Origin of the sequence: Actinomadura livida (assembly GCF_014648675.1) — a bacterium.
Taxonomy (GTDB): domain Bacteria; phylum Actinomycetota; class Actinomycetes; order Streptosporangiales; family Streptosporangiaceae; genus Spirillospora; species Spirillospora livida.
This window is the reverse complement of record NZ_BMRO01000005.1, coordinates 352,324-377,938: the sequence shown is the minus strand read 5'-3', so window position 1 is coordinate 377,938 and position 25,615 is coordinate 352,324. Positions and strand designations below refer to the sequence as shown.

Annotated in this window: 28 protein-coding genes and 2 pseudogenes; 19 read left to right on the top strand and 11 right to left on the bottom strand. The window is 67.0% G+C overall.

The genetic code is table 11. The features are described 5' to 3' along the window. Positions 1-933 (bottom strand): acetaldehyde dehydrogenase, encoded by a 933-nt coding sequence (locus IEZ03_RS14460; protein WP_184878818.1) that lies wholly within the window; start codon positions 931-933, stop codon positions 1-3. Then, on the bottom strand, positions 923-1,669 hold the full coding sequence (locus IEZ03_RS14455; protein ID WP_221480502.1) for a 2-keto-4-pentenoate hydratase: 747 nt from the start codon (positions 1,667-1,669) through the stop codon (positions 923-925). The genes IEZ03_RS14460 and IEZ03_RS14455 overlap by 11 nt, the downstream gene beginning before the upstream one ends. 318 nt (positions 1,670-1,987) lie before the next feature. On the opposite strand from IEZ03_RS14455, the gene IEZ03_RS14450 reads away from it, so the two are divergent. Then, complete coding sequence (locus IEZ03_RS14450; protein ID WP_229808281.1) at positions 1,988-2,563, top strand: NUDIX hydrolase; 576 nt, start codon at positions 1,988-1,990, stop codon at positions 2,561-2,563. Here IEZ03_RS14450 and IEZ03_RS14445 read toward each other — a convergent pair. Then, the gene (locus tag IEZ03_RS14445) at positions 2,505-3,893 is read right to left on the bottom strand and encodes an NsdA family TPR-like regulatory protein (RefSeq protein WP_184878814.1); all 1,389 of its coding nucleotides are present in this window, start codon (positions 3,891-3,893) and stop codon (positions 2,505-2,507) included. The two genes, IEZ03_RS14450 and IEZ03_RS14445, sit on opposite strands and share 59 nt — an antisense overlap. Positions 3,894-4,424: 531 nt before the next feature. Here IEZ03_RS14445 and IEZ03_RS14440 point away from each other — a divergent pair. From IEZ03_RS14440 to IEZ03_RS14400, 9 genes and pseudogenes are all read left to right on the top strand, one after another. Then, on the top strand, positions 4,425-4,697 hold the full coding sequence (locus IEZ03_RS14440) for an SAM-dependent methyltransferase (protein WP_184878812.1): 273 nt from the start codon (positions 4,425-4,427) through the stop codon (positions 4,695-4,697). Beyond that, positions 4,694-5,584 carry an SAM-dependent methyltransferase gene (locus IEZ03_RS14435; protein ID WP_184878810.1) on the top strand — a complete coding sequence of 297 codons (891 nt, stop codon included), beginning with the start codon at positions 4,694-4,696 and terminating at the stop codon, positions 5,582-5,584. The genes IEZ03_RS14440 and IEZ03_RS14435 overlap by 4 nt, the downstream gene beginning before the upstream one ends. Continuing rightward, a complete protein-coding gene (locus IEZ03_RS14430; protein WP_184878808.1) occupies positions 5,581-7,122 on the top strand; it encodes a sensor histidine kinase in 1,542 nt (513 codons plus the stop codon). Before IEZ03_RS14435 ends, IEZ03_RS14430 begins: the two co-directional genes overlap by 4 nt. Before the next feature lie 50 nt (positions 7,123-7,172). Beyond that, entirely contained in the window at positions 7,173-7,661 is a 489-nt protein-coding gene (locus tag IEZ03_RS14425) for a roadblock/LC7 domain-containing protein (RefSeq protein ID WP_221480501.1), read from the top strand. Further along, positions 7,648-8,106 (top strand): DUF742 domain-containing protein, encoded by a 459-nt coding sequence (locus IEZ03_RS14420; RefSeq protein WP_184878806.1) that lies wholly within the window; start codon positions 7,648-7,650, stop codon positions 8,104-8,106. Before IEZ03_RS14425 ends, IEZ03_RS14420 begins: the two co-directional genes overlap by 14 nt. Next, positions 8,096-8,719 (top strand): GTP-binding protein, encoded by a 624-nt coding sequence (locus IEZ03_RS14415; RefSeq protein WP_221480500.1) that lies wholly within the window; start codon positions 8,096-8,098, stop codon positions 8,717-8,719. The genes IEZ03_RS14420 and IEZ03_RS14415 overlap by 11 nt, the downstream gene beginning before the upstream one ends. Continuing rightward, positions 8,709-9,305, top strand: a complete 597-nt coding sequence (locus IEZ03_RS14410; protein WP_184878802.1) for a GAF domain-containing protein — start codon at positions 8,709-8,711, stop codon at positions 9,303-9,305. Before IEZ03_RS14415 ends, IEZ03_RS14410 begins: the two co-directional genes overlap by 11 nt. Before the next feature lie 84 nt (positions 9,306-9,389). After that, on the top strand, positions 9,390-10,619 hold the full coding sequence (locus tag IEZ03_RS14405) for an acyl-CoA dehydrogenase family protein (protein WP_229808280.1): 1,230 nt from the start codon (positions 9,390-9,392) through the stop codon (positions 10,617-10,619). A 138-nt stretch (positions 10,620-10,757) separates the two neighbouring features. Beyond that, positions 10,758-10,925, top strand: a pseudogene (locus tag IEZ03_RS14400) (BldC family transcriptional regulator); the annotation flags it as partial. A gap of 637 nt (positions 10,926-11,562) precedes the next feature. Here IEZ03_RS14400 and IEZ03_RS14395 read toward each other — a convergent pair. Then, complete coding sequence (locus IEZ03_RS14395; RefSeq protein ID WP_229808279.1) at positions 11,563-12,081, bottom strand: P-loop NTPase family protein; 519 nt, start codon at positions 12,079-12,081, stop codon at positions 11,563-11,565. A 397-nt stretch (positions 12,082-12,478) separates the two neighbouring features. Between IEZ03_RS14395 and IEZ03_RS14390 the strand changes: the two genes are divergently transcribed. From IEZ03_RS14390 to IEZ03_RS14370, 5 genes are all read left to right on the top strand, one after another. Continuing rightward, a complete protein-coding gene (locus IEZ03_RS14390) occupies positions 12,479-12,649 on the top strand; it encodes a hypothetical protein (RefSeq protein ID WP_308427970.1) in 171 nt (56 codons plus the stop codon). Positions 12,650-12,652: 3 nt separating this feature from the next. Then, on the top strand, positions 12,653-13,192 hold the full coding sequence (locus tag IEZ03_RS14385; protein WP_221480499.1) for a DUF6879 family protein: 540 nt from the start codon (positions 12,653-12,655) through the stop codon (positions 13,190-13,192). A gap of 9 nt (positions 13,193-13,201) precedes the next feature. Next, entirely contained in the window at positions 13,202-14,050 is an 849-nt protein-coding gene (locus tag IEZ03_RS14380; protein ID WP_184878796.1) for a helix-turn-helix domain-containing protein, read from the top strand. A gap of 143 nt (positions 14,051-14,193) precedes the next feature. Then, positions 14,194-14,724, top strand: coding sequence for a UCP032817 domain-containing protein (locus IEZ03_RS14375; protein ID WP_184878793.1), 531 nt, complete (start codon positions 14,194-14,196; stop codon positions 14,722-14,724). Between the two features lie 22 nt (positions 14,725-14,746). After that, positions 14,747-15,559: a phosphotransferase gene (locus IEZ03_RS14370; protein ID WP_184878791.1), complete on the top strand. Its 813-nt coding sequence runs from the start codon at positions 14,747-14,749 to the stop codon at positions 15,557-15,559. Positions 15,560-16,217: 658 nt separating this feature from the next. On the opposite strand, the gene IEZ03_RS14365 is transcribed toward IEZ03_RS14370, so the two are convergent. The 3 genes from IEZ03_RS14365 to IEZ03_RS14355 form a co-directional block, all read right to left on the bottom strand. After that, positions 16,218-17,615, bottom strand: a complete 1,398-nt coding sequence (locus IEZ03_RS14365) for a vWA domain-containing protein (RefSeq protein WP_189241197.1) — start codon at positions 17,613-17,615, stop codon at positions 16,218-16,220. A 26-nt stretch (positions 17,616-17,641) separates the two neighbouring features. Further along, positions 17,642-18,742 carry a VWA domain-containing protein gene (locus tag IEZ03_RS14360; protein ID WP_184878787.1) on the bottom strand — a complete coding sequence of 367 codons (1,101 nt, stop codon included), beginning with the start codon at positions 18,740-18,742 and terminating at the stop codon, positions 17,642-17,644. Positions 18,743-18,843: 101 nt separating this feature from the next. Continuing rightward, positions 18,844-19,125 carry a hypothetical protein gene (locus IEZ03_RS14355; RefSeq protein ID WP_184878785.1) on the bottom strand — a complete coding sequence of 94 codons (282 nt, stop codon included), beginning with the start codon at positions 19,123-19,125 and terminating at the stop codon, positions 18,844-18,846. 291 nt (positions 19,126-19,416) lie between these two features. Here IEZ03_RS14355 and IEZ03_RS37905 point away from each other — a divergent pair. Continuing rightward, positions 19,417-19,524 (top strand): annotated as a pseudogene (locus tag IEZ03_RS37905) (IS5/IS1182 family transposase); the annotation flags it as partial. Between the two features lie 49 nt (positions 19,525-19,573). Here the strand turns inward: IEZ03_RS37905 and IEZ03_RS14350 are convergent. Together IEZ03_RS14350 and IEZ03_RS14345 are read right to left on the bottom strand one after the other, a co-directional pair. Beyond that, positions 19,574-20,161 (bottom strand): SUKH-4 family immunity protein, encoded by a 588-nt coding sequence (locus tag IEZ03_RS14350; RefSeq protein WP_184878783.1) that lies wholly within the window; start codon positions 20,159-20,161, stop codon positions 19,574-19,576. A gap of 106 nt (positions 20,162-20,267) precedes the next feature. After that, on the bottom strand, positions 20,268-20,990 hold the full coding sequence (locus IEZ03_RS14345; RefSeq protein WP_184878781.1) for an ATP-binding protein: 723 nt from the start codon (positions 20,988-20,990) through the stop codon (positions 20,268-20,270). An 851-nt stretch (positions 20,991-21,841) separates the two neighbouring features. Here IEZ03_RS14345 and IEZ03_RS14340 point away from each other — a divergent pair. The 3 genes from IEZ03_RS14340 to IEZ03_RS14330 all read left to right on the top strand — a co-directional run bounded on the left by IEZ03_RS14340 (position 21,842) and on the right by IEZ03_RS14330 (position 23,879). Further along, on the top strand, positions 21,842-22,678 hold the full coding sequence (locus IEZ03_RS14340; RefSeq protein ID WP_184878779.1) for a helix-turn-helix domain-containing protein: 837 nt from the start codon (positions 21,842-21,844) through the stop codon (positions 22,676-22,678). Then, positions 22,675-22,878, top strand: coding sequence for a DUF397 domain-containing protein (locus IEZ03_RS14335; protein WP_184878777.1), 204 nt, complete (start codon positions 22,675-22,677; stop codon positions 22,876-22,878). The genes IEZ03_RS14340 and IEZ03_RS14335 overlap by 4 nt, the downstream gene beginning before the upstream one ends. 455 nt (positions 22,879-23,333) lie before the next feature. Continuing rightward, complete coding sequence (locus IEZ03_RS14330; protein WP_184878775.1) at positions 23,334-23,879, top strand: alpha-ketoglutarate-dependent dioxygenase AlkB; 546 nt, start codon at positions 23,334-23,336, stop codon at positions 23,877-23,879. Positions 23,880-24,028: 149 nt separating this feature from the next. On the opposite strand, the gene IEZ03_RS14325 is transcribed toward IEZ03_RS14330, so the two are convergent. Further along, positions 24,029-24,571, bottom strand: a complete 543-nt coding sequence (locus IEZ03_RS14325) for a hypothetical protein (protein WP_184878772.1) — start codon at positions 24,569-24,571, stop codon at positions 24,029-24,031. A 686-nt stretch (positions 24,572-25,257) separates the two neighbouring features. Beyond that, the gene (locus tag IEZ03_RS14320) at positions 25,258-25,602 is read right to left on the bottom strand and encodes a superinfection immunity protein (protein ID WP_184878769.1); all 345 of its coding nucleotides are present in this window, start codon (positions 25,600-25,602) and stop codon (positions 25,258-25,260) included. Positions 25,603-25,615 lie beyond the last annotated feature (13 nt).

The following is a 25,615-nucleotide window of genomic DNA, read 5'->3' as shown; positions in this document are numbered from 1 at the left end:
TCACGTCTTCCTCGCGGCGGCGTGGCGCTCCGCCATCAGCACCGCGGCAGCATTGATGATCTCCACATTTCCTGCGTATGCGGGAAGCCACTGGCCGCCTTCAGCTGCGACGGCCACGGTCACCCTCACCATGTCGCCGTCCACGCGGCACGAGACGACTTCATACCCTCTGGCGAAGGCGCGGACAGCGACGGTCGCGGCTTCCAAGTCCGCTCGTAGAGCATCCAGATCGACTCCGGAGACGACTACCGCGACCTCGGCGCGGAACGCCGGCGCCGGCAGGGCTGGGCTGAGGTTCGCCAGAACTTTGACGGCACCGCCCATGGCGAGGCTGTCTCGAGTGAGTTTCTGCACCGCGTACTGGGTGATGGCGATGTACTCGTCCAGATTGAGCCGGGACGCGCGTCCTACGCTCGCCGACGCCGCGGTGGTGACGACCTCGATGTACTGAAGCGCCTTCGGACCACAGTGGCGGGCAACAACGTCGAGCACCGGCAGGACGGCTTGGCCTCCACAGCTGACCAAACTGAGATGGCGGCCCGACTCGGCCAGGTGCCCGTTCACCGTAGGCGCGACCATGGTTCCACCACTGCTGGGCGTCAGATCCAGGAGCAGGACGCCGGTGGAGGCGAGGTCCGCCCAGTGCGACGGGTGGGCCGAAGCGTTTGAGGCGTCGAAGACGACGTCGACATCGGCGTCGGCCACCGCGTCCATTCCGGAGGTCGAAGTGGCGCAGCCCATCTCGGCTGCCACTCGCAGGCCCGTGACGCTGTTGCGGCCGCCGACCACCAGTGAGCAAGTCAGCGACGAGGAGGCAGAGATGCGGTGTGCCAGGTCGATTCCGAGCATCCCGGCGCCGATCACAGCAGCCTTCAGCCGGGCAGGACGTTGATGCGCCTGCGAGCCCGTGGTGTGCGCCACTTCAGGAGACATGCAGCACCACCGACCCCAGGTGCGGAGAGGAAGCCGACACACTTTCGCCGCGTGGCAACGGAATGCTGCCGTGTACCGCGCCGGTCAGCACGATGTCTCCCGCTGCTAACCCAGCACCAAAGCCTGCGAGACGCTCCGCCAGCCAGACGACCGACCGGATCGGATCTCCAAGGACTTCCCTGCCGCGTCCGTGGCCGACCGTCTGCCCGGCCACACGGATCGCCACATCCTCGTCCGGCAGGTTCAGCCCCTCAACGGCTACGACGTCACCGAGGACGAACCGCGCACACCCCGCGTTGTCGGCCACGCTGTCAGCCAGCGTGATTCCCGCCAGGTCGAAGCGGCTGTCGATCACCTCCAGCGAGACGCACACCCCGGACACCGCCTCCCTGGCGTCGCCATCGGATATGCCTGGCCCGACGAGATCGTCGCCGAGCAGGAACGCGATCTCAGCCTCTACGCGTGGCGTCCGCAGCTTCCGAGCCAGGAGCGTCCCGCCGTTGGCCACGGCCATGGTGTCCAGCAGGATCCCCGAGTCGGGCTCGCCGATGCCCACCTGATGCTGCATCGCCTCGGAGGTCAGGCCGACCTTGTGCCCCAGGAACCGGGCGCCGCGCTCGATGCGCAACGCTGCCCCGCGCCACTGAACCTGGTAGGCGTCCTCCAGCGTCATGCTCGGGCGGCGCTCGGTCAGCAGCGGGACGTCCTTGTGCACGTCGTGCTCGGCGAAGAACAAGCGGCGAGCCTCCTCGTCCTGCCAGCCCGCGAGGTCCGGGTTAGAAAGGATCTGATCTAAACCGTTGCGGTGGGCTGGCGACCGAACTCCCGTATCGACAAGATGCGCACTCACACGGCACCCCCTGGTGTGACCTGGGTTTCTGGCGGATCGCCTGTACTGCCTTCATCTCAGCGTTTGATCAGCCTTAGAGGGAGGGCATGCGAGGGGGCACAATGCCCGCACGCGGGCACGCACGTCGGAGTGAGGGCGCGCACGGTGAAGCGAGCGGTCTCCCGTCCCTCTGGTTGGACAGGGCAGGTTGCTACCGTCATGTCGGTGACACCCGAGACCCCCACCGAACGCACCAAATGGGTTGTCCACGACGAGCGCGTCGTGGACGAGAACCGCCATATCCGGATCTCGATCGCCAACATCGAGCTGCCCAACGGCGTCGTGTTCGACCAGTACGTCTTCCGGGTGCCGCGATGCGTCATGACGGCGGTCCTGGACGAGGCCGGCGAGAACATCCTGCTGATCTGGCGGCACCGCTTCATCGTCGACCAGTGGGACTGGGAGGTCCCTGGCGGGTACGCCGACCCTGGCGAGGATCCGGCCGCCGCCGCCGCACGAGAGGCGGAGGAGGAGACCGGGTGGCGGCCGAAGAACCTGCAATTCCTGTTCTCGTTCCAGCCAATGGTCGGTTCCGCGGACGCTCCCCAGGACCTGTACCTGGCGCGCGGCGCCGATCTCGTCGGTGAACCGCACGTCGATGAGGCCGAAGCCGTGCGGTGGATGCCGCTGGACGAGGCCCACCAGCGAATACAACGTGGCGAGATCATCGGCGCCGCGACGGTCATGGCCGTTCTCCACGCACTCGCAGCGCGGGCAGGCGCTCCTCCGCGTAGTCCATGAGTTCGCGGACGTCCCGCTCGGACTCGTAGGGATGGAACGCGCGGGCCAGGTCGCGTATGTAGCGGTAGACCCGTGCCGAGGTCAGGCCCGCGGCCATGTCGATCGCCGTGCGGCCCTGCTCGCAGGCTTCGTCGATGCGGCCTTGTTTGGCCAGCGCCATCGCCAGTACCGCGATGTTGAACGTCTTTCCCCTGCGATAGGCCGGGTCCATGTTCAGTGACCGGAGGGCATACTGCTCTGTCTCCGAGGCCCGTCCCAGGTCACGGAAGCAATGCGCGATCTTGGCGGCGAAGTACGCCTCGTCGAAGTAGGTCAGCCAGTCGGGCAAGTCCGGGCTCGTCGCGCGCTCATAGGCGCGGTTGGCGCGGGTCAGCGCGAGCGCGCACGCGCGGGGTTCACGCTGAGCGGCGTATCCGTGCGCCTCCATCACCAGACATTCGGTCATCAGTAGGGGCAGTCCCGCGCGGTGAGCTGCTGTTTGCGCCGCCCGTGCCAGGTCGACGGCGTGAGCCGGCTGGGCGACGTAGTGAGCCTGCTGGCTCATCGCGGCCAGGACTTCGCCGCTCAGACCATCGTCACCAGCGAACTTGGCCATCGCGAGGGCCTGGATGAAGTACCGCTGCGCGAGTCCCTGCTTGTCCAGATCGTGGTAGAGCCAGGCGGCCAGCTTGGTCAGGTCCGCCGCCGCCGCGAACAAGCGGCGCCTGATCTCCTCGGTCGAGCGTCCATCCCGCAATAGCGGCCCGACGTGGGTGTGCAAATACTCGATCACGGGTCCCCGGACGTGGCCACCGCCGAGCCGGTTGTCGAGGATGCGGAAAGCGTGAGTGACCTGCCTGATCTCCTCGACCTCACTCGCGCCGATACGGCGTCCGCTGGTGGGAGCCGGTGCCGGGTCCCATGGGCCGATGAGCCAGCGCAGGGCTGTGGTGGCGAAGGCTGACGAATCGACCTCTGCATCGACCAGGAGCCGTTGCTGATCGAGATCGGCCTTCCACAAGATGCTGGCCGTGCGCGCGATCCCGGCCTGGTTCGTCGGCAATTCCAGCCCGACGCCTCTGGAAAGCGTGTGCGGCTTCATTCCGAGCTCGGGGACCGATACCCGCCGCCCCAGTTCAATCGTGAAGACCTCGGCGATGATCTCCGGAACCGGATGCCGCGGCTGCTCGCCACGCAGCCACCTGGCGATGGAGCTGTGGTTGTAGCGCAGATCCGGGGCACCGCGTAGCCGGCCAAGTCGGACGATGCGATCCGCCAAGCCCTTGTTCGAAAAGCCGGCCTCCGTGATCAGCCGGGCGAGTTGATGGTTGGGCTGCTTCTCTTTCAGCATCGCCGCCCCTCATCTCGGCTGGTGGCCGACAGTCTGCCACCGGCCAGTTCCAGTGGCCGAGTCTTGGCCGGAGACGCACGCCCCCCTTACACGCACCCACCCCTCGTTCACGCCTTTCGTCTCCTCACTCGCGTTCGATTCGCTTGCCTTCTCGGGAGGTGAGCTTGGATGGCGGTTCATCAGAGGCGAACGGCGGAGCAGTTTCATCGCGCCGCGAAGCCGCCTTCTTCGCCTTGGTGTTCGTTACAGCACGGCTTCAGGGCACGCCATTCCCCCCTTCCTTCCCCCGATCTCATTTCTGTTCAGAGGTTCCGTCATGGCTTCCACCAATATGTCATCCCCCGCGGACGTCAAAGCCGCGTTGAAGCGCGACTTTCCCGGGTGGAGGTTCCTGCGATCGGATCGGGGTCGCTGGTGGGCGTTGTGCGGGCCGCTACCACCGGGCCGCATGAACGAGGTGGACACAGTGGTGGCCGAGACAGAGGAACAGCTTCGCGTGGAACTCGCCGTGCTCACCGGCACGGTGACCTCATGAATGCGGGTGCATGCCTGTCGTTCGACAGGCCGAGCACGGCCCGGATGTACAACTACTACCTCGGCGGCAAATCGTGGTTCGAGGTGGATCGCATCGCCGCCGAAGGTGTGCTCCGGTCCGCCCCCGACGCCAGGGACGTCGCGCGAGAGAGCTTCCTGTTCGCCGGACGAGCGGCCGCCTGGGCGGCCAAGACCCACGGCATCGGGCAGATGCTCGACAGGAACGTCGGCATCGTCGGGGTCCACACCGAGGTCAGGAGTGCGGCATGACCGAGGGCGGCGCCAACTCCAGCTCGAACCCGTATCTCCCGACCGCCCCGGAGTTCGACTGGGCGGCGGCCACACGTGACCTCGGCAACATCGGTACCGCGATGCCGTCCATGGCGCGCCTGTGGAACTTCTGGGCCGGCGGCAAGGACAACTTCCTCGCCGACCAATCCTTCGGCCAACACGTCGAGGCCATCTACCCGCGGATCGTGGACATGGCGTACTCCCGGCTGCGGTTCCGCGCCCGCGTGGTGCGGACCTTGGTCGGCGAGCACGGGATCGGCCAACTCCTGGTCGTCGGTACCGATCTGCCGCTGCGCGACGAGGTCCACGACGTGGCGCAGCAGGTCGATCCGACCGTTCGCGTGCTGTACGCCGACTCCGACGCTTTAGTCATGTCGCACGCGCGTGCACGGCTGAACTCCGCCTGGTGGGACGGGTCCAAGCACGTCGAGGCAGGGCTTGAGGATCCCGACGCGCTGATGGAGGGCGTGGCGCAGACGTTGGATCTGGCCGAGCCGGTCGGGGTGTTGCTGGTCAACAGCCTGGATGGTCTCGACGACGCCGCGGCAGCGCGTGGTCTGGATGTCCTGCACGCGGCGCTGCCGAGGGGGAGTTGCATTGCGATCTGCCATCTGACGGGGGCGACCGCATGTGGGCTGGCTGCCCTCGGCGCGGCACGGGGCGTTCGGATATCCGGCTCACCGCACGCCCGCGTTCCGGCCGATGTGCGGGCCTGGTTCGCGGGGTTGGACCTGATCGAACCCGGTGTGGTTTCGGCTCCGCGTTGGCGGCCGGAGGCGTCGCCCTGGCCCAGGTCGGGGCCGGTCGATCTGTGGTGCGGCGTCGGCAGTGTCCCGGGAGCGCGGCCAAGGCGGGGGACGCGGTGACTGCGTCGAACTCGACTCCGGGTTCGTCCGCGCCGGCACACGCCTCGCCCCCGGATCCGGGCCGGTGGCTGTGGCTGCTCGGGCTGGTCCTGCCCGCCTGCATGGTGGTGTACGTCGTTGTGGTGTACGCCCTCAACGGCAGTGCGGGCGGCAAGGGCCTCGCGCTGACCTTCGTGGCCGTGGGGCTAGCCGGGGCGGCAATGCTGGTGATGTTGGCTCTGGAACGCCAGCACGAGGCGGCCATGCGAGTCCAACGCGGCCAGGGCAGCGAGGTGGCGTGGCTGCGGCGCCAGGCCGTCGATTCCGCGGAGGCGCTGCAGCAGATGACCTCCCGCCAGCAGCACGCCGATAACGAGATCGCGTGGCTACGCGGCCATGTGGCGGGTTCATGGGTGGCTACTCAGCCGAGAATCGGTGAGTCGGCCGACTATCTCGACCGGGCCGAAGCGCGGCTGAACGTCCTCACCGGACGGTTGGAGCAACTGCTGGCGGCCCTGGTGACCGCCGAGGCTCAGGACATCTCCGCCGTTGAGCAGGGAGACGGTGAGGAGCCCGACCGGGAAGTGCTGGTTTACGTCGGGCATCGTGTGCACTCCTTGGTGAGCCGGATGCTGGAATGCCTCAAGGCCACCGAGCGGGAGCAGGAAGACCCTGATCTTCTTGATGCTCTGTACCGGATCGAGCATCTGGCCACCCAGCTGCGTCGCGCGGCAGAGAAGCTGGCAGTGCTCGGTGGGCACACCGCACGCCGGGCCAAGTCTCCGATGCCGATCTCCACGGTGCTGCGCCAGGCGATGGCCGAGGTCGAGGACTTCACCCGGGTTCGCCTGACGCTCCCTGACGACGAGGTGGAGATTCCGGGGTACGCGGGCCCGGACGTCATCCATGTCCTTGCGGAGTTGGTCGAGAACGCGACCAAGTTCTCCGATCCGAAGACGATGGTGCAACTGGCCACGGCACGTACATCCGCCGGACTGAGCATCGAGGTCTGCGACAAGGGTTTGCCGCTGACGCCGGAGAAGTTGGCGGGCCTGCGGCGGATACTGGACGTCCCGCACCAGGTCAGCCCGCGGGAGCAGGTCAGGCAAGGGCAGATCGGTCTGCTGGTCGCCGCCCGGCTGGCCGCTCGGCACGGCCTCCGGATCGAGTTGCACTCGGACGCTTCCGGAACACGGGCCCTGGTCGTCCTGCCGCGCAGTCTGCTGGCGGCCTCGGCCCCGACGGCTCGAACGGCGGAAGCGCCGTTCGAGCCGCACCGTCCCGAGTTGCCGCGGCGCCACCGCGTCGCCGCTGAGCCCGCATCCCCTGTGGCTGCCCGGCCATCTCCTCCAGCGATCGGCGACAAGCCGGCTCTCCCTCGGCGTAACCACGCCCCACCTGCAGCACAGCCCCCGGCGTACCAGTCGGCGGGTCCGGTATCGGGTCCAGGCCGACCGCCGACGCCGGGACTGATGGGAGCCTTCACCGCCGGTGTCAGGGACGGGAAGGGCGACCGACAGCCGACCGTCCCGCACACCAACGAGCCGGAGAGCGGCTGACCCCCACCAGCCTCAGATCCCGGCCTTCTCGAACGTACGGAGAGACATACATGACCATGCACAAGTCCCCGGCTCCGGCCACTTCGGTCCGGGTCGACGACGGGTTGAGCTGGCTATTGACAAAGTTCGTCGAGCGCGTGACCGGAGTCAGCGGCGCTCTCCTGGTGTCGCGGGACGGCCTGAAGATGGCGGTCTCAGGTCTGCAGATCGATCAGGCGGACAGGGCGGCAGCGTGGATGGCCAGCCTGCACTCATTGGCCCGGTCTGCCGGCTCCATCAGCGGGTCGGAGTATGGCGGGTTCCGGCAGGCCATCGTGGAAGACGACGGCGTTCTGGTGTTCGTGATGAGCGCCGACCATGCGGTGGCGGAACAGACCGGCGACCGGACCGGCCTGGTCGGCAGCGTCCTGGGAGTCCTGGCCTCCCCCGGCGCCGACCCCAACACGGTGGGCTTCGAGATGAGCCTGCTGGTCAAGAGCGTGGCCGACCACCTGGTCACGGCAACCCGCAACGGCGAGCGCCCTGATGGCGGCCGATGACATGGCCGCCTCGGCGGGCTGGGGCCCGCGGCAACCACCGGCCCGCTCGGCAGGGGACCCGGCACGGTCGTCCGGCGGGGATCAGGCATGGGTCACCTACGAGGCCGAAGAGCTGAGCCTTTATGCGATTACGGGCGGCCGGACCCGCCCGCAGCATTCAATGCGGCTCGTGACCCTGTTGGAGGTCGCAGACCCCGCCAGCGCCAAAGGAATAGCACCCGAGGCCGACCAAGCCGTCGAGTTGTGCCGTGCCGGGCCATGCTCGGTCGCCGAGATCGCCGCCCGGATCGGTCTCCCCATCCAGGCCACCAAGATCGTTCTGTCGGACCTGATCGACTCCGGTGCATTGGTCATGGCGCTGCCTGGCCCTGAGGCGTCCGACCATCTGCAGCTGCTGGAGGCGCTGCGGTCGGGCCTGGAGACAAGGCTGTCCGATGTCGCCTGACATGCGCACCGAAGGGCACGGGCCCACCACCGTGAAGATCATCGTTAGCGGCGGGTTCGGGGCCGGCAAGACCACGCTGATCGGTGCAGCCAGCGAGATCGAGCCACTGACCACCGAGGAGTATCTGACGGAGGTCAGCGACGGGATCGACTCCCTCGCGGGAGTAGAGCGCAAGGCCACCACCACCGTAGCCCTGGACTTCGGCCGCCTCACCTTCCGCGACCAGCAGATGGTGCTGTACCTGTTCGGCACGCCAGGCCAGGACCGCTTCTGGTTCACCTGGGACGACCTGGTCGTCGGCGCGGTCGGCGCCATGGTGCTGATCGACACCCGCCGCCTGGCCGACGGCTTCGCCGCGGTCGGCTACTTCGAGCAGACCGGGATGCCGTTCGTCGTGGCGATCAATGAGTTCGACGACGCCCCTTATCGCTACTCCCCTGCCGAAGTTCGCGCCGCTCTCGAAGTGCCCGACCGCGTACCGGTCGTGCGCTGCGACGCCCGCGTCCCCAGTTCGGTCATCACCGTGCTGCTCACCCTGGTCGACCACGCGCTCACCTACGAGTACGAGCAGCCCCGCCCGTCCGCCCCAGTGGAGCAACCACATGCGGTATGACACCGACTCCGGTCTGGATATCCCAACCTGGCATGACACAGCCCAGGAGCGCCTGAGGCTGCTGGCCGAAGTCGGCTTGGACGGCACCCCAGACGCCGAGTTCGACCGGTTCGCCGCTCACGTGTCCGGCACGTTCGCCGCCGAGTTGGGCAGCGTCGGCCAGGGCCTGTACGCAATGGTGAACCTGTTCCTGCCCGAGGCGCAGACCTTCGTCGGCCTGCACAACCCACCAGGCGCCAAGCCGGTCGCCCGGACCATGGCGCCCGATCACGGGTTCTGCCCCGAAATGCTCGACCGCACCAAGGCACTCGTCTTGGCTGACGTGTGCGCGAAGCCCCAGTTCGCCTCGAACCCTGTGGTCGACAAGCTCGGAGTGCGCACCTACGCCGGTGCGCCACTCGTTCATGAACAGGCCGGGACGGTGCTGGGCAGTGTCTGCGTGGTGGGCACCAGTCCCCTTCCCAAGGAAACCCGCCAAACGTGCCTCGCGCTCATCAAACGGCACCGGAACGCACTCGTTGAGCTGCTCGGCCAGCGCGCCAGCGCGAGCGGCGGCCGCCACAGCACCGGCTCCCAGGGCGGCTGAACAGGCGGCTGGCCCGACCGCAGCCGATGACGATGCCGGACTGACGCGCCGGCAGGGTCCCACGAAGTGGAAGGGGATGTGTCCGTGTTCGAGACCGAAGATCACCAGCATCTACGCGAAACGGTCCGGGCCTACGCAGCGAGCGAGATCGCGCCGCGCGTGGCCCGTATGGAGTCCTCTCAAGCCGTCGACGTCGAGACCTCAACCTCGATCGCCCGGCAGGGATGGATCGGGGTGACCATCCCCCGCGAGTACGGCGGCATGGGCGCCGGCCACCTCGCCAAGACCATCGTGATCGAGGAGCTTGCCCGGGTCTCGGGCGCGATGGGCGCCATGGTCCAGGCGTCCCAACTTGGAACGGCCAAAATGCTCCACTTCGGCACCGAGGAGCAGAAACGGCGATGGCTGCCTCCGATCGCCACCGGCGAATGCCTGCCGACGATCGCGGTGACGGAACCGGGATCGGGCGGAAACGTCCTGGACATGGAGGCCACCGCGCACCGAGAAGGCGACGAGTGGGTGCTCAACGGCCGCAAGGTCTACGTCGGTAACTCCCACATCGGGCATGTCCACGGCATCGTCGTCCGCACCGGCCCCAAGGCGAAGCGTTCCCGGAGCTTGACGGCGTTCCTCGTCGAGCACGACCGGCCCGGCCTGCGGCTCGTCCCGTACGAGCCGTGCCTTGGCCTGCACGGGTTCAGCTTCGGCGACCTGATCCTGGAGGACGTCCGGGTCCCGACCGCCAACATGATCGGCGGTGAAGGCGACGGACTCGACGTCGCCTACAGCTCCAGCGTCCTGTACGGCCGCCCGAACCTCACCGCAGTCGCGCTCGGCATCCATCAGGCACTGCTGGACGAGACCATCGCCTTCGCCAAGCAACGCCACCGCCGCGGCGCACCGCTGACCAAACTGTCCACGATCGAGCAGCGGATAGGGCAAATCCAGCAGCGGGTGATGACGTCTCGAACCCTCGCCTATCAGGCCGTCCACATGCTCGACCACGGCCTGCCCTGCGACGACGAGCTCGTGGTCGCCAAGCAGTACGGCGTCGAGTCGCTGTGGGAATCGGCCCTGGCCGCGATGAAGATTCACGCAGCCGCCGCGCTCCGGCGCGATCGCCCCATCGAACGCCTTGTGCGAGACGCCTTCCACATCGACGCGCCCGCCGGGACCGGCGACATCCAGCTGCACCGCCTGGCCGAATCCGCGCTCGACACCAGCAAGGGCCAGTGGTCACGTCGATTCGCCCACTCGACGGCCCTGCACCCCCCTTCCAAGCCGTCCACGACCACACAGGAGGACGCTGCATGATCTGTGCCCCCTAAACACCGCGCAGCAGCGCCCGCATCCACCCCTTTTCAAGGGCGCGCGGCCCCTCGAACCATCGCCAGATTCCGCTGGTCGCTGGGACAGCGCATCCTCCCCCTCATCCCTCAAGAAACGGATCCCATGACTCCCCCTGAGCTGCTCACACCCGCCGAGGTCGCCGCCTTGTTCCGGGTGGACCCCAAGACCGTCACGCGCTGGGCAAAACTGCAAAAGCTGTCCTCGATCCGGACGATGGGCGGCCACCGCCGCTACCGCGCGGCCGAGGTCTACGAGCTACTGAACAGCGAGCACCTGCCCACCCTGCAATTCGCGCTAGAGACGCTGGTCGACGACCACTACGGCGGTGACCCCGCTCGCGCTTTGATCGACCTGGCAGACCGCTACGGTCTCGCCGTCACGTTCCTCCATCGGGCCTGGTTCACGCGGTTCGCGCAGCGCGACCTGACCGACATCGAGTGGAAACGCATCAGCGCCGAACTCGGAAAATTCAGCGACACCCTCTACCAGACCTGCGCCGACCAGTTGCTCGACTACGCCACCACGGTGCTCCGGAGCGCAGGCATCGCCATCCAGACCACGACCGTCTCTAGACTGCCGCCGTTGCCCGCGCTGCCCACCTCGCCAGAAGCCGGCCCTCCAGCTGCCACCTGAACAACCTCGATCGGCCTGTGCCCGCATTGGCGAGGCTTCGGATCACCCGCCTCTGCGGCAACGATCCCCTAGCGCGCAGAACGAGCCTTGGCGAAGCGGGAGCCGTTTCGAGGCCGCGCGTGGGCATGCCCGGCGTCGCAGGACGGCGCGCAGTTCGTCGCATCAACGGCTGATCGCCGACCTGGAAGGCGCCGGGGCGCGCTGGTCAGCGCACACATCCGGGCACGACGCAGCCGACCGGTGAGCCCGGCTGCGTCACCGCCCCCTCGATCGGTCAGCGGGTCGTGCGCTCCAGCTCTGCGGTGAGGCGCTTGGCCTCACGGCGCGACCGCACGATGAACACCTCGGCGTCGCCGGCGTGCTCGTCGAGCAGTGCACGCACGCGCGGCGCCATTTCCTTGCGGTAGCCCCAGACGTACTTAATGAAACCCCAGTTAATGGTGTCGTAGACGCCGTCGCTGTGCTGGCCACCGCGATAGCGCCAGCGCCGCTGGGTGATGCCCCACAGACAGGTGACGGCGGGCAGATCGAGGAAGACGACATGAGTTGCGCGGCGTAGCCGGATCGGGAGGGTGCCGGCGTAGTTGCCGTCGATCACCCAGCTCTCGGCGGCGGCCAGGTCTTCCTGGATCGCGGCGAACTCGTCCTGCGGCAGTTTGTTCCACTCGTCGTCGTAGTACACCGCGTCCAGATGCGTAAGCGTGGTGCCGAGCGATGCAGCGAGGCGGCGACCGATGGTCGTTTTGCCACTGCCTCCACAGCCGATAATCGCGACTCGCCGGATAGGGCTCACGTGCCTGGACAGTACTGACTGATGGTCGGTGACGTGGGACGTACGCCTTATCAAGTCCGGCCGCCAGCGGCGTATAGCGCCCGTGGGATGTGGTGCTCCTCGCGGGCGGCGGGCTCCCGTAGCCGATGTGCGGCCTGGCGTCAGGGGGTCGCGGTCCACGCCCTCTTGAGGGCACCGCCCTTCGCGGCGCCTGGAGGTCTTGTCGCTCGAAGCGGTACCTCCCCTGCTGTAGCGCTGCTCGCACGTGGCAACCGGGCGGACCCGTTCTTCCCTCTCTTGACGCCGCCTCCAAAGTGGCACAGGCTTTTGAGCAAGTACTAGCAAGCGTCTGGGCGAAGGGGAGACCATGCGGCTACGGTTCCTCGGTACGGACTCGAATCAGGGCACCTGTCCGGCTATGTACGCCACTGACCGCGGTACCTATGTGGTGCAGGGCAAGGTCGTCACCGACACCACGGCGCTCGGCGATGTCCGCGATCTGGCCGGGGACGAGACGCTCGTGGAGATCGACCCGAGCCTGGTGCGGCATCTGATCGAGCACTACCAGGAGCACCATCAGGGAGGGTGATCGGTGGCCGAGTTGCTGACCGGCGACCAACTCGGAGAGCTGTTCCACACCGTCCGGCGCTGCGCCTTCCGGTTGGAGACACGCGATCGCTACAACGTGCCCAATGAGCACCCTTCCTTCGAAGCGTTCTTGGGCGGTCACCGGGAACTGGACGAGTCGGTCAGCTCGGGCCCCTGGTACGACATGACCCGGCAAGCCGCCGAGCAGGGCCGCCCGTTCTCTCGCGTGCGGGTGGTTACCGTGCCGCTCGGCGACTACTCCCGATACGCGTTGTGGTCGGCTCAAGGCAACCTCGCGGCCGGTGAGGAGATCCGCTACCTCGACCGCGACCGTGCCGCCCGGCTGGACCTCCCAGTGCGGCCGCCCGTGGACTCGTGGCTGTTCGACGACGAGCGTGTAGCCGTCCTGCACTTCGATGCCGACGACGCCTTTATCGGCGCCGAGCTGATTGACGAACCCGAGACCGTTGAGCAGCACCAGGCGTGGCGGCGGATCGCGTGGGACGCCTCGCTCAGCCGCGACGAGTTCATGCGGAGCCTGTAGCGATCGGTCATGTCCACGCCCCGTCAGCAGGCGCGCGAGGCTCTAGGGCTGCGGCTACGCGAACTACGCCAGGACGGACGGCTCCCGCAGCGCCGGCTGGCCACGCTTGCGGGCTGGCATGAAAGCAAAGTCTCCAAGATCGAGCACGGCAAGCAGACTCCGAGCGAGGACGACATACGCACTTGGTGCCGTCTCGTCGGCGCCGAAGAGCACGTCCCGGATCTGATCGCGACCGTCCGGAACATCTCCAGCGCCTACATGGAGTGGCGGCGCGAATGGCGCGCCGGTGCCCACCGCCGGCAGCAGACCATCGCGGCGCAGGAGGCCGAGACGCGCCTGTTCCGGGTGTTCGAACCGATCGTCATCCCCGGTCTGCTGCAAACGCGGGAGTACGCCGAGCAGCGGTTCCGCGACAACATCGCCTTCCACGGCACCGGCGGGGACGTCACCGACGCAGTGAATGCCCGGATGGAGCGACAGGAGATCCTGCGCCGCGGGGACCGTGACCGGCGCTTCCACATGGTCATGTGCGAGGTCGCCCTGACGATCGGCCTGGCCGACGATGACGTCCTGGTCGAACAGCTGGAGCGGTTGCTCACGCTGTCGATCCTGCCCCGCCTGAGCCTGGGCATCATCCCGACCCGGGCGCGGCACCGGCGCGCACCCAACCACGGATTCTGGGTCTTCGACGAGCGCCTGGTACTGGTCGACACCGCCGCCGCCGAGTTGGCGATCATCCAGCCGCGCGAGATCGCGGTGTACCTCCAGGAGTTCGAGTACCTGGCGTCATCCGCCGTGTACGGCGCCGCTGCCCGCGATCTCATCAATGCGGCAATCCAGACAGTGCGAGCAAGCTGAAGCAAGTTCCTGGCCATCCATTCCGGGCCTGGACGACGCTGAAGATGCCCCACAGCACCGCAGCCCCGGCTGGTGCCCGTCAGGCCAGCCGGCGCGCGCCCCGGACCGCGGCCACGCCTCAGCGCGCCCGCTTGGAGGATGCGATGACCATCACGACCACCCGCCCGGGCCAGACGACCGCCCACGACCCTCGCGATCTGGTCGAGGCCGACCTGTTCGCCACTCTGTCGGCCTACGTCGCCAAGGACTTGAACGTCACCCGTACCTACGCCGAAGGAGTGGTCGGGCAGGCGTTGGTGTGGCTGCGCGCCGTCGCCGAGAACCCCGGCGTCCGGCTCGCCATGTCCGAGAGCGTCGATCCCGGCTGGCACGCCTTCCTCCTTCACTCCCAGGACTACATGCGGTTCTGCGAGGAGAACCTCGGCTACTACCTGCACCACATCCCGCCCGCCCCTGGGGTGAGCATGGGCGAGGAGGAGATCGCCCGGACACTGCCCGCGTTGTACGCCACCGGCTACCGGGTCGAACTCGAACACTGGACCGGCGCCGCGTACCCGTGCTGCCCGCCCAACCCGTGCGTCGTCAAGGTCAGCGATGAGGCCCGCCACGCGCGGTGCAATGGCACCGGTGCACCACCGCCCTCGGCAGAGGCGTTCGGGCCGCAAAGTGCCTGATCGCGTGGCAGGCTCTGCCCTCATGGATCGCATCGAGTGGCAGAGCCTGCCATCCGACCTACGCAGCGCCGTTCAAGACCAATTCGGGCCGATCATCAAGGTCGAGCCGATCAGCGAAGGCAGACGCTCCGCACTCGCCACCGTCGCCCATCTGAAGGACGGGCCGGTGTTCCTCAAAGGCGCACCCATCGCCAACGAACGCGCCACCGCCCAACTCGACCGAGAAGCCGCCGTCAACCCCCACGTCCGCTCCGTCACGCCGGAACTGCTGTGCGACCTCACGGCCAGCGGGTGGAGGCTCCTCGGCTTCGAACATGTGCAAGGACGACGCGCCGACTACACCCCCGGCTCCCGTGACCTGAACACCATCCTCGAAGCCCTCGCGACGCTGGAGAACCTGCGGCTACCCGCCACCGTGGACGTGATGTGGTTTGAAGGCCGCTGGTCCGACTACGCCACCGTCCCCCAGCACCTCACCCAGATCGCCGGGACCGCCCTCCTGCACACCGACCTCAACCCCGGAAACGTCCTGATCACCGGCACCGGAGCCCGGCTGGTCGACTGGGGAATGACCTCCCGCGGCGCCCCCCTGGTCAACCCTGCCGACCTGGTGGTCAACCTCATCGCCTGCGGCCACACTCCTCACGAAGCCGAAGCCCTAATGGCCGAACTGGATACCTGGAAGAACGCCGACCCGGCCGTTCTCGGCTACTACGCGAGATTGGTGGCCACCACCTGGCTCGAAGCATTCTGGACACCCACCCACCCATGGGCCCGAGCCGTAGTCGACGCAGCCGTAAAATGGGCAATGCACCGACGCGAACTCCTCCGCTAAGACAGAACCCACCGACAACCCCCACAACAACCTATGGCTTAACAGCCAGAGGTGGGACCAGCGGCGCCTTGTGGGGACGATGCTCGGCCAGGTGGCCTCGAACCCTGGAGTAGTTGCCGGTGTAGCCCAGCACGCATACTTCCTGGACCAGTTCGGCGAAGTTGGTGCAACTCTCTCCGAGGTGCCTAACATCGGGCGATCCGAGCCATCGCGCCTCGTCTGGGCTGGGACGGCACACCGTTCAGCGCTACGCCCGCGTGGCGACCTGGCAGGGAACTGGTCGACGGACGCTGGCAGACCCCACGGGCCAGCGTGCTGGACCCGTTCAAGCCTCTCTTGCATCGTCGCGTGGACTTGAGCAAAGCTCTCCAACCGGGGCGCCTGACCGTTCAGGCTCGACACGCAACCCGGTTGAAGCACTGGTAGACGACCATTTCGACGGCGTCCACCTTCCGGCGCTGCCGGCCCTGGCCAGGCGGTACGGCATCACCATCGCCTACCTTGCGACGTGGTGATCGCCAAGCTGGCGTGCAACGTCAGCGGCGTGGCGCTGGAACCGGCAGGCGCGATCTTACGTGCAGGTTCGACCATGGTGGTGGGGACGTCTCGGCAGTCGACACCGTCGCCAGCCAAAATCAGCTTTCTGGATGCCCGTGCCTCAGGACCTCTTCGAAACGAAACGTGCGATTTGCTGCGCGCCGCTTTCCAAGGTGGTCTTCGACAGGGAGTCCTTCATCGTTTCCATAAAGTGGAAGGTCAGAGCCGCAGTGCACAGGGAGGCCCTGTTCTTCGGTTGTATGCACAAGATCGCCGGGTTGTAGGGGCCGGGCCGTTCCACCGCGAGGACTACCTCCATCGTCCCGGGGAGCCGCTTATGGTTTCCGAGGCCGGGATCGTATGACAGAACGGCTTTGTAGCGCGGGTCCCCCGTCGGTATCTCCTCGCGATTGGCGAGCCAGATCCCAGCGGCGACCGTCCCGCACTCCGACGCGGCACCGGGCTCCCGGCTCTTGTTCTTGGGGAACAGGTAGCAGGAAGCGTGGGGGTCCTCGACGACGAGGCGAACACTGCTCATCTGATCGGGGTCGTTGAGATCTTGGAGATCGGGCCCGTCCTCGGGGAACGGCTTGCTGACGGTGGCGCTGATGTGGTGCCCCTCGCTCACCTCGGCGGGCGGTCCGCCGGAACAAGTCGCCTTTCCGGCCTCCCCGATGAAGCGGGAGACACCTGACCTGGACGGGTGGTGCGGAACCTCGTAAACGGCCGCTCCGGGCGGGAGCTTCATCTGCGCGGGCAGTTGGAAGGTCGACGGCTGGGGGGTCTTTTTCCATCCGCGCTGCTCGTGCTCCAACGTGCATGGCCGCGTGGTTACCGACTGAGCCGGGAGGGCGATCGGACTGGGGTCGGTGGATGTCGGGACGGTGTACTTCTTCAGTGTCTCGGCAAGTTCGGTGCCGTTCCGGGGGAAGTCGGGTGTGGGGTTCCCGGTCGTCGCGGCGATCTTGCCGAGCACGGTCCGGCCAGCGTCGGGGACCTTGTAGCCGACGAACCGCAGGTCGATGTCCACGCCGACGGCTCTGGCCCGGCTCTTGATAGTGCGGCCCAGTTCAGCGGGGTCGCTGCTGCAGGCGTCGGTTCCGTGCCCGGTCACCACGATGATGCGGTTGCCCTTGCTGCCTCGGAACGGGTGCCGGCCGGAGAAGTCGTCGATCGCCGCCAGGAGCCCGCTGCCCAGCGTGGGCTTGCCCTGCGCGGTGAGCGCCCGGGCCGCTGCGCCGATCTTCTCGCGGTTGCCCATTCCGCTGTCCACCAGGGACCGGGTATTGCCGCCGTTTCCGCACTCGCCGCCGAACCGGCGCAAGGCCAGCGCGTCCCGCTCACCCGCGTTCCGCGCGGCAGAGACAACCGAACGACGCACCTCCTGGAAATCCGCCTGGTTCGTGACGGACGCATCGATCAGGAACGTCGTCCGGTACTGCGGGATCGACCTGACGACAAAGCCGACCACGCCCGCCACAACCGCCAAAATCGCGGTCACGGCCAGCCCCCACAGCAACGGCCGACGGCGCAAAGATGGCACGATCATCCCCCTGGTGCAGTGGCCCGCAGCGCGTCCAGAGCCCTCTTCAACGCGTCGGCCTGTTGGTTGTAGGTCACGACAGCGGCGCGGTAGGCGGCGAACTCACCGTCACGGGACCGGCCGTCGCGGCTGGCCTCCAGCAGGTCACGCCCGGATTGGACGACACGCCTCTGCTGGGAGTACAGCCGCCTCGCCTTGCGGTGGATGTCCCGCGCCTGCGGCGTAGTCGCACGGTGCTTCAGCGCCTCCAACGCTGCACCGATGTCCGCCGCTCCGGCCCGGTCAAGCTGATCGTCGGCGAAGTCGAGCCGACCGTCCTCAATGGCGGCGCGAGCGGCCTCCACTTGACCCACGGCGGCGTTCAGCACGTCAGTGACCTTCCTGGCCTCCTGCAGGACGGGCTGGGTGTTGGTGAACCACTCCAGGGCTGCGGTCAGCCGGGCCGGATCGGCGGCGAACACCGGGGCGTCGCCGCGGATCCCCGCTGAGATCTGCCTGAGCCGCTCACGTTCCGCCTCGGGAACCTGGTAGCCGATCACCTTGAAGTCCACCTTCAGGCCGGCCGACTCGAGACGGTCGTGTATCTCCCGCTGGACGACCGCGGGGTCCTGCTCGCACGCGTCGGTACCGTGCCGGGTGACCACGATGATGCGGTTGACACGGGTGCCGTGCTGGCCGGCGCCCCATGCCAGCCGCTTGGAGAAGTCGTCCACCGCCTCGACGACTCCGCGTACCAGCGTAGGCCGCCCGCCCCAGCGCACCTCACCGGCGGCTTGGGAGATCTCCTCGCGGTTACCGGTGCCGAAACCGACCAGCTGCCGGGTGTTTTCACTGACACCGCATTCGCCCCCGAAGCTCCGCAATGCCAGCGCATCGTCGTCGGCCGCGTTACCGACAGCCGTGCGCAGCGAGTCGGCGACCGCCGCCGGACCACCCGAAGCCAAGCTCGAGTCAATGAGGAACTGCGTCTTATACGCCGGCGCGAACAACGGCCGCACCCACTTCACCAGCACCCATCCACCACCGACCAGCAAAGCCAGCACCAGCGCCACGAGCACCGGGGTGCGGATACTGGGAGGGACAGCGAGGGTGAACAGGCGCATGTCACCACCCGCCTGATAGACCCGGCCCTGACCTGAGGCCCTTCCCTTCATTCGCACCGCCGGATGTGCGGCATCAGGCTCCGGCGTTCGCGGCCCGGTGCTCATTTCTCATTGTTCGTCTGGTCGCGGCCGGCCTGATGGATACGGCTTTGGCCACTCGCCTTGGCATCCATCTGCACTCTGGCCGGTTCTTCCCGCGAGCCGCCCCCGCGGGCGGCCACCCCGTACACCGCTAGGGCCAACCCTCCGATCCCCACCACCGCACCGATCCACCCGAGGGTGTCGGCCAACCGGAAGCCCACCTGGCTCCAGTACACCGCCAGACCCAGCATGGCGGCCAACGCGATACCACCACCAGTAAGAACACAGAGACGAGCATTCATATCAACATTGTCGCTCCAGCAATCCAGTTGCGCGCCACAACAACAAAGTCAACTACTCGATTGACTGACCAGAAACGGCCACCGCAAGTACTTTTATATCCAGGTATGCCCCGATTCGGGGTGACGCCTCCAACGCAGAAGAATTTGTGCGGTTTTCGGCCTTCCGTAATCGGTGGTGACGCTTGGGCGGGTAACCGATCGCGCCACCCGCGCCGACGCGAACCTTGTCGGTGCCAGGCGCCACGAACCGAGCACGCCTGTCAGTCAGGGCGCCAGCGCGCACATCCTGCGCCCTACAAGGGACGCGACAAGCACGAGGCGCAGAAGCAGACCAACCACGCGCACGCCAAGCTCCGCGAGTCCGGGGAACGAGCGAACGCCCAGCTCAGGCCATGGCGAAATTCTGCGGCAACTGCACTGGCATGGCGGCACTCGATGGCGACCTGGATTAACCAGAGTCATCAAGGTCCATAGGTTCTTGGTGCAGATAGCGACGGTATTGCTTGGCGAGGACGTTGATGGGGAGCAGGGGCCATCGGGTGACGGCGCCGGTGGTCTTGTCGATGACAAGGGTGGCGGGGGGCTTGATGGTGGGGACGCGCGGTGGCTCGGGGAGGGACACCGCGACCGGGGTGGCCCGGTAGCCGTCGTCGAACTCTTCGATATGGAGGAGCATCGGGGTGTCGCGGTGGTCGATCAGATGAAGGTGGGCTCGGCGCCAGGCCTCGGCAGCATCGACTTTGCTGAGGCCATGCGGGGTTGAGGTGGAGACCTCCGCGTGACTTCGAAGGTGGGGCTGACCGGAGGAATCTTCGCGGACGTGGTGCGCTCCGACGATCAGGGTCAATGTCTCTGTGATGCTGATCAGGAGGTCATGGGCCCGGCGGAGAAAGAAGACGGTGTCGCCGAGGTCGCCGGTTCGCGTCAGATGATCGAGGACGCGGTCGCCGCCGTTGCTGTCGACTCGTCCAGCAAGGGTTCTGAATGCTTCGATGTCTCTGACTAGCTGAGCATGCAGTTCTGCGCCGGTGTGCATGGGGTCGTCCTGGAAGGTGGGTGGCATAGGCCGGGGACACAGCAGTACGGGAGGGCTGCCTCGTCCCCGATGCTTGGGGCGGCTGGGTTCGGAGGTGCTGGTTTCGTCAGGCCGGTGATGCCGAGACGCCTGCGGTTTCGTGGCAGTTGACGATGCGTTCGGCGGCTTCTTGGAGGTCGATCAGCGGTTGGCTGACGTGCCCTCGGCTGGTGCGCCAAGAAAAGACGTTCGCCTCCATCCAGATGTTCAAAGCTCCGACGCTGATGACCGGGGCGCCGCTGTCGTCACCGCGGCAGGTGGCTGGGATGCCGCGTGCCCGCAGGACTTCCGAGAGCCGACTTGCTGCCATCGCGGGGGTGATGACGTGGGTGGCGGTCGGCCATCCGGTCGGGAGGGGGAGCGTGAACCAGACGCACTTGCCCCGCGAAGTGGTGAGGCGCGAGCGGGTGTGATGCGTACCCATTTCGGAGGAGAGCGCCGCGACGATGGAAAGGCCCTTGCCGTGCTCGTCGAATAGGTCGGCGTCCCCGGAGACGGGCCAGATTCCGCGATGAGTGTCGAATACAGAGACGACCAGTTCGGGGGCGGGGCGGGTGCGTGCCCAGACCCACAGCTCCGGTCGGGACATCGAGGTTGCATGCGTGTGCGCGTTGGTAGCCAGTTCGGACACCGCGAGCTTCGCGTCTTCGATCGAGTCGATGGGGAAGTTGAGGTCACGCATCGTCGCAGCGACGAGCGAGCGCGCTTGGGATGCGCAGCTCGGGTCTCGAGGTAGCTGGAACGCACAGGATCCGCCGGGCGGGATGTCGGTGGCCTTGCCGGTGAACATCAGCGGCTCCGACCGAGTGTCTTGGGCATGGAGTGGCGACCACGGCACTCGTTCCTCTTCCGGAGGCGCCTGCTTCTGACCGAAGCCCGCGCTGCGGGAGGTAGATAGGGGGCAGCGCTTCCGTGGACCGCTCTGCGCGAAGGCGGTTGCGGCCGACGATGTTGCGCCGGGTGGGGCATGAGGGAGTCGAGCCGACGGCTCAACTCCTGAGGTGTGGCCCCTTCGATCAGTCGAGGTGTGCCGTCCTGGGCGTAGGTGAGGGCCCAGAAGCTTCCGGTGTACTCGCCGAACCAGATGGTTGCCGAGGGGAACTGGTCGCCGATCTCGGCGACCGCCCGCTCCGGGTCGACGTCGCGCGCCCAGGGGGCCGGTGTCGTCGTGATCGTCGTCTCGGGGGTGGGGTGTTGTACCTGGTCGTGGTTGTGCGGGCGTTCCAGGATGGGGGTCACCGCCCGAACGGTGGACGTGTTCGTACGATCATGCATAGTCGGACCTCCTGCGTCCGATCAGGCCCCGGCCGGTGTTGCCGCACCGCGTCCGGGGCCGCCTCATGTAGTCGGGCCCGTCTCCGAAATCACCTCGAAGGAGAGCAGGAGCGACCAGTCCCCTTTGGGTTCGCGTCGATCGCTCTCCGCAGTCGGGTAAGTACAGGCCTCAGAATGCACTGTGAAACTGTGCTGCACAAGTGTGCCGTTGCTGTGGCGCCAGGATTACGGGTACATGTCCGCAATATTCCTAGACGACAGTGCGGTATCCGCTCCTAGCCGCGCCTCCGCAGCAGTTGCGCCGGGTACCTTGTGCCACGCAACGGAGGGGGATCCATGCCGCAGCCTGGAGTCACAACCGTTCGGATGCGCCGACTCGGCTCCGAACTCCGCAAGCTGAGGGAGAACGCCGGCTACACCATCGAGCAGGTCGCCGACCACCTGGAGTGCTCGCCCTCAAGGGTGAGCCGCATCGAGACGGGCAAGGCGCAGCCTCCGAAGCAGCGGGAGATCCGTGACCTGCTGGAGCTGTTCGGCACGACGGATGCCCGGATCAGGGACACGCTTCTCCAACTGGCGAAGGAGGCGGCGCAGCCAGGCTGGTACAGCGAGTTCCAGGACGTCTTCCCGCCCCGCTTCGGCTCCTACATCGGGCTGGAAAGCGAGGCCGCCGAGCTACGGCATTTCGACAACCAGCTCATCCACGGGCTGCTTCAGACACCCGAGTACGCCCGCGAGGTCCTGCAGACGACACTCCCTGGCGAGGCGCCCGAGACGATCGATCGTTTGCTGGAACTCCGGCTCGCCCGCCAGCAGATCCTCAATCGCGCGACCCCGGCGTTCGCCCTATGGGTGGTCTTGGACGAGAACGTATTCCGCAGGCCAATCGGTGAGGCCACGGTGATGCGGGGTCAGGTGAGCCGCCTGCTCGCTGCGATCAAGGCTCCCAACATCACCGTGCAGGTTCTACCCTTCGATAAAGGTGCACATGTCGGGCTCGACGGGCCGTTCTCGCTGCTCGGCTTCCCTGACCCCACCGACCCGGACGTCGTCTACGTCGAGAGCCAGGCCGGCAACGCCTACCTGGAGCAACCGCACCAGGTAAGCCCCATGAACACCAAGTTCAACCTGCTGGTGGCATCGGCGCTCGACCCCCGCGAGACGGCGGCTTTCCTGCACAGGATCGAAGAGGAGATGCAATGACCACCCCGGCCCCCTCCCCGCTGAACTGGCGCAAGGCGACGGCCAGCCAAGGCAGCCAGGGCTGCGTCGAACTCGCCCCCCTTCCCGGGCTGATCGCAGTCCGCGACTCCAAGGACCCCGACGGCCCCACGATGTTCCTGGCCCGGGATGCGTGGCGCCGGCTGACCGAGCAGGCGAACCGCGGGGACCTGGACCTCTGACGTCCGCCGCACTCAGGTGCCTGGTGATCCGGTCCGGAATGGAACGCAGGTGATCCCGGTGAAGGGATGGGCTGCCTACCGTGGCGGCCAGGGCGATTACGACCGGGCGCCACGACAAACGCCCGAATGAGCGTGGCCGACGTCCCAGGCACAGCTGCAACCGCCGAGGAGGGCCATGGCGCGCTTCTCCGGGACGGCCTCTACCTCATCGATCCGGATCTGGTCAGCCTCCCAGGCGTCCCGACCGGACCAGCCACCTCTGCCGCCGGTCCCCGACGCTGAGCCGCCGCACCCAGCCCTACTGGCTCAGCCGCACCCAGGCACAACAAGCTGAAGGCTCGCCCGACTAGGAGATTCTGCTTCCCAATAGCCGACGTGCTGTTTGAATGCACATGCAGCCAAGGCGATTCACCGACTCTGAGCCAGACAGACCATAATCTAATAGATTCTCGATCATGGTTCCGGGTCTCTTGTGTCTCGACCGTTGGCTGGACGAAGACGATCAGCGGCGACTCATCGCGGAGATCGACGCCGCGCCCTGGTCATCGCAACTACGGCGGCGTGTCCAGCACTACGGCCACCACTACGACTACGGCAACCGAGGCGTGGGCGCAGCTGCGGCCCCGCCGCTACCCGCCTGGGCGATGACGCTGGCCCAGCGCCTGCACAACGACGGCCACTTCGACCGACCTCCCGACCAAGTCATCGTGAACGAGTACCTCCCCGGCCAGGGAATCAGCGCCCACGTCGACCGCGTCCCCACCTTCGGACCGGTCGTCGCCTCGGTCAGCCTGCTGTCGGCATGCGTCATGGAGTTCACCCGCCCCGAGGACAAGACCCGCGTGCCGGTGCGCCTCGAAGTCGGCAGCCTGTGCGTGATGACCGGCCCAGCACGATTCACCTGGCGGCATGCCATTCCGGCGCGCAAGACCGACCCCGGACCGAACGGACGGACGCCCCGCAGCCGACGAGTTTCCGTGACGCTGCGCACGGTCCTTTAACACCCTCTGGTCACCTCCATGATCCACGCGTTCCTGGCTCCATCCATCGACAACCTCGTTGGGCCAAGAATCATTCGTGATCAAGCTTGCCGAGATCGCTAACCGGGCCAGAGGCCACTCGAAGGTGGGGCCGCTTCTCGTTCTTGAAATCAGACCTGCGTCTCGCGACGCCGGCTGATTGTCGGCATGGACATAAGGCGGTTGAAGGCGTCAGGTCTCGACAGCAGCGGAAGACGGTCGGGCAATGGCGGTGCCGCCCTGTGTGGGGTGAGCACGCCGTCAGCGGAGACCTCTGTGGACACCTCGGTACTCGGCGACAGGGACAGTACGGTGAGCTGGCTCTGGCCCCGGGGTGGGAGTTCGCGGACGGCTTCGCTTCCGTCGTCGCAGGTGATGAGGATGCGCGGCAACGGTCTCTGGGTTCCTGGATAGGTGCGAGTCTGCTGAGCATCTTCGGTCAGAGTTAGACCTGGGATCTTCTCTTCTTGGAGAGTGCCGATGTCGATGCCGAATAGCCGCCAGGCGTCGGGGCGGGCGATGACGAGCTCGGAAGCGCGGCCCTTCCGGTCGGTGAGAGCGTCCAAGGCCAAGCGGCGGACGGCACCTTCCGCGCCAGGGCCGACCAGGGAAACGACCTTCGATGACAGTTGGGCCCCGCGCTCCTCGGATGCCGGTCGCTCGGTGGGCGTCACAGGAGTCGCCCTCACCACGCCGTTCGCTTGCCGGTTGAGACGGCGAAGCATGGATCGCGTCGCCTGGCAGAAGGCTCGGCGGCGCCGTCCGGCCACATAGGCGACGCCGGCGGTCAGAGCCAGTAGCGCGGCAACTCCGACCCAGCCGAATGGCCCGGTCTTGTGGCTACTCTGCTTGGCGGGCGCCGTAGGAATGGGTGTGTCGTGTTCGCGGGGTGTTGGCGGCGGAGGTTGAGCGGACGATTCCACCTGCCCAGGAGACGGCGTGGAAGATCTTGTGGGGGCGGTCTGCCTGCCTTGATGAGAAGGCGCTGGAGTCGGCGGCGCGCTCTCCCGATGCTTCCTGGGCTTATGGCTGGGGTCACTCGGCTTCGGACGGCGGCTGGGAGGCTTCGACACCCTGGGGATGTAGTCGCGGAAGACGTCGTTCCAGTCCGGGTCACGGCCGGTCCTGAGACTCCGCAGTACTTCTTTTCGAGCGCGGCGGCAGACCTTGTTCCTGTCGACGTACCTGCTGGCGACCGGGCCAATCGGGGCGCAGGGCGGCGCATGCCCGGCAACAACATGCTCCGTGGTCTCGGGCACGGTATGAGGGAGCGAGATGGCGGCGAGGAGGGTGAGGTTGAAGACGACCGGAGGCCAGAACCCCACTACTCGTAGCAGCAGTGGCCGCGGCGTCGCGCTTCTCACCACGCATCTCTCCGCGTGGAGCGGTTCGTCGACGGTGCCGATTTCTCATCCTCGCCTCCTCGCTCGTAGGCGCCGTTCCGGCGACGGTCCAGTGGCGGCGCGGGCGGAGGCTGCCAAGCCGTCCGGGACGGTTTCGGATAGCGGCGTGGCCATCGGATCGCCGCGATCAGTGCGATGGGCCAGCCGAAGACGGTCATGCAGCAGATCACGTTGACCAAGACGATGTAGCCGATCTCCTCGACGCCGCGGACGATGGCGATCAGCGTCGGCAGCACAGCGAGCAGCATGAGGAAGCCGATCAGCGCGAGCAAGAAGAATTCGTTGCCCTGCATGGCGGTCATCATCTCCCTCCCT

Excerpts from the sequence above, each read along its gene's own strand:
- IEZ03_RS14460 (WP_184878818.1), bottom strand. The coding sequence starts at position 933 with ATGTCTCCTGAAGTGGCGCACACCACGGGCTCGCAGGCGCATCAACGT.
- IEZ03_RS14390 (WP_308427970.1), top strand. The coding sequence starts at position 12,479 with ATGTACGCCACTGACCGCGGTACCTATGTGGTGCAGGGCAAGGTCGTC.
- IEZ03_RS14370 (WP_184878791.1), top strand. The coding sequence starts at position 14,747 with ATGGATCGCATCGAGTGGCAGAGCCTGCCATCCGACCTACGCAGCGCC.
- IEZ03_RS14335 (WP_184878777.1), top strand. The coding sequence starts at position 22,675 with ATGACCACCCCGGCCCCCTCCCCGCTGAACTGGCGCAAGGCGACGGCC.
- IEZ03_RS14350 (WP_184878783.1), bottom strand. The coding sequence starts at position 20,161 with ATGCACACCGGCGCAGAACTGCATGCTCAGCTAGTCAGAGACATCGAA.
- IEZ03_RS14435 (WP_184878810.1), top strand. The coding sequence starts at position 4,694 with ATGACCGAGGGCGGCGCCAACTCCAGCTCGAACCCGTATCTCCCGACC.
- IEZ03_RS14320 (WP_184878769.1), bottom strand. The coding sequence starts at position 25,602 with ATGACCGCCATGCAGGGCAACGAATTCTTCTTGCTCGCGCTGATCGGC.
- IEZ03_RS14380 (WP_184878796.1), top strand. The coding sequence starts at position 13,202 with ATGTCCACGCCCCGTCAGCAGGCGCGCGAGGCTCTAGGGCTGCGGCTA.
- IEZ03_RS14340 (WP_184878779.1), top strand. The coding sequence starts at position 21,842 with ATGCGCCGACTCGGCTCCGAACTCCGCAAGCTGAGGGAGAACGCCGGC.
- IEZ03_RS14360 (WP_184878787.1), bottom strand. The coding sequence starts at position 18,742 with ATGCGCCTGTTCACCCTCGCTGTCCCTCCCAGTATCCGCACCCCGGTG.
- IEZ03_RS14420 (WP_184878806.1), top strand. The coding sequence starts at position 7,648 with ATGGCGGCCGATGACATGGCCGCCTCGGCGGGCTGGGGCCCGCGGCAA.
- IEZ03_RS14345 (WP_184878781.1), bottom strand. The coding sequence starts at position 20,990 with ATGTTCACCGGCAAGGCCACCGACATCCCGCCCGGCGGATCCTGTGCG.
- IEZ03_RS14440 (WP_184878812.1), top strand. The coding sequence starts at position 4,425 with ATGAATGCGGGTGCATGCCTGTCGTTCGACAGGCCGAGCACGGCCCGG.
- IEZ03_RS14355 (WP_184878785.1), bottom strand. The coding sequence starts at position 19,125 with ATGAATGCTCGTCTCTGTGTTCTTACTGGTGGTGGTATCGCGTTGGCC.
- IEZ03_RS14415 (WP_221480500.1), top strand. The coding sequence starts at position 8,096 with ATGTCGCCTGACATGCGCACCGAAGGGCACGGGCCCACCACCGTGAAG.
- IEZ03_RS14425 (WP_221480501.1), top strand. The coding sequence starts at position 7,173 with ATGACCATGCACAAGTCCCCGGCTCCGGCCACTTCGGTCCGGGTCGAC.
- IEZ03_RS14410 (WP_184878802.1), top strand. The coding sequence starts at position 8,709 with ATGCGGTATGACACCGACTCCGGTCTGGATATCCCAACCTGGCATGAC.
- IEZ03_RS14330 (WP_184878775.1), top strand. The coding sequence starts at position 23,334 with ATGGTTCCGGGTCTCTTGTGTCTCGACCGTTGGCTGGACGAAGACGAT.
- IEZ03_RS14445 (WP_184878814.1), bottom strand. The coding sequence starts at position 3,893 with ATGCTGAAAGAGAAGCAGCCCAACCATCAACTCGCCCGGCTGATCACG.
- IEZ03_RS14375 (WP_184878793.1), top strand. The coding sequence starts at position 14,194 with ATGACCATCACGACCACCCGCCCGGGCCAGACGACCGCCCACGACCCT.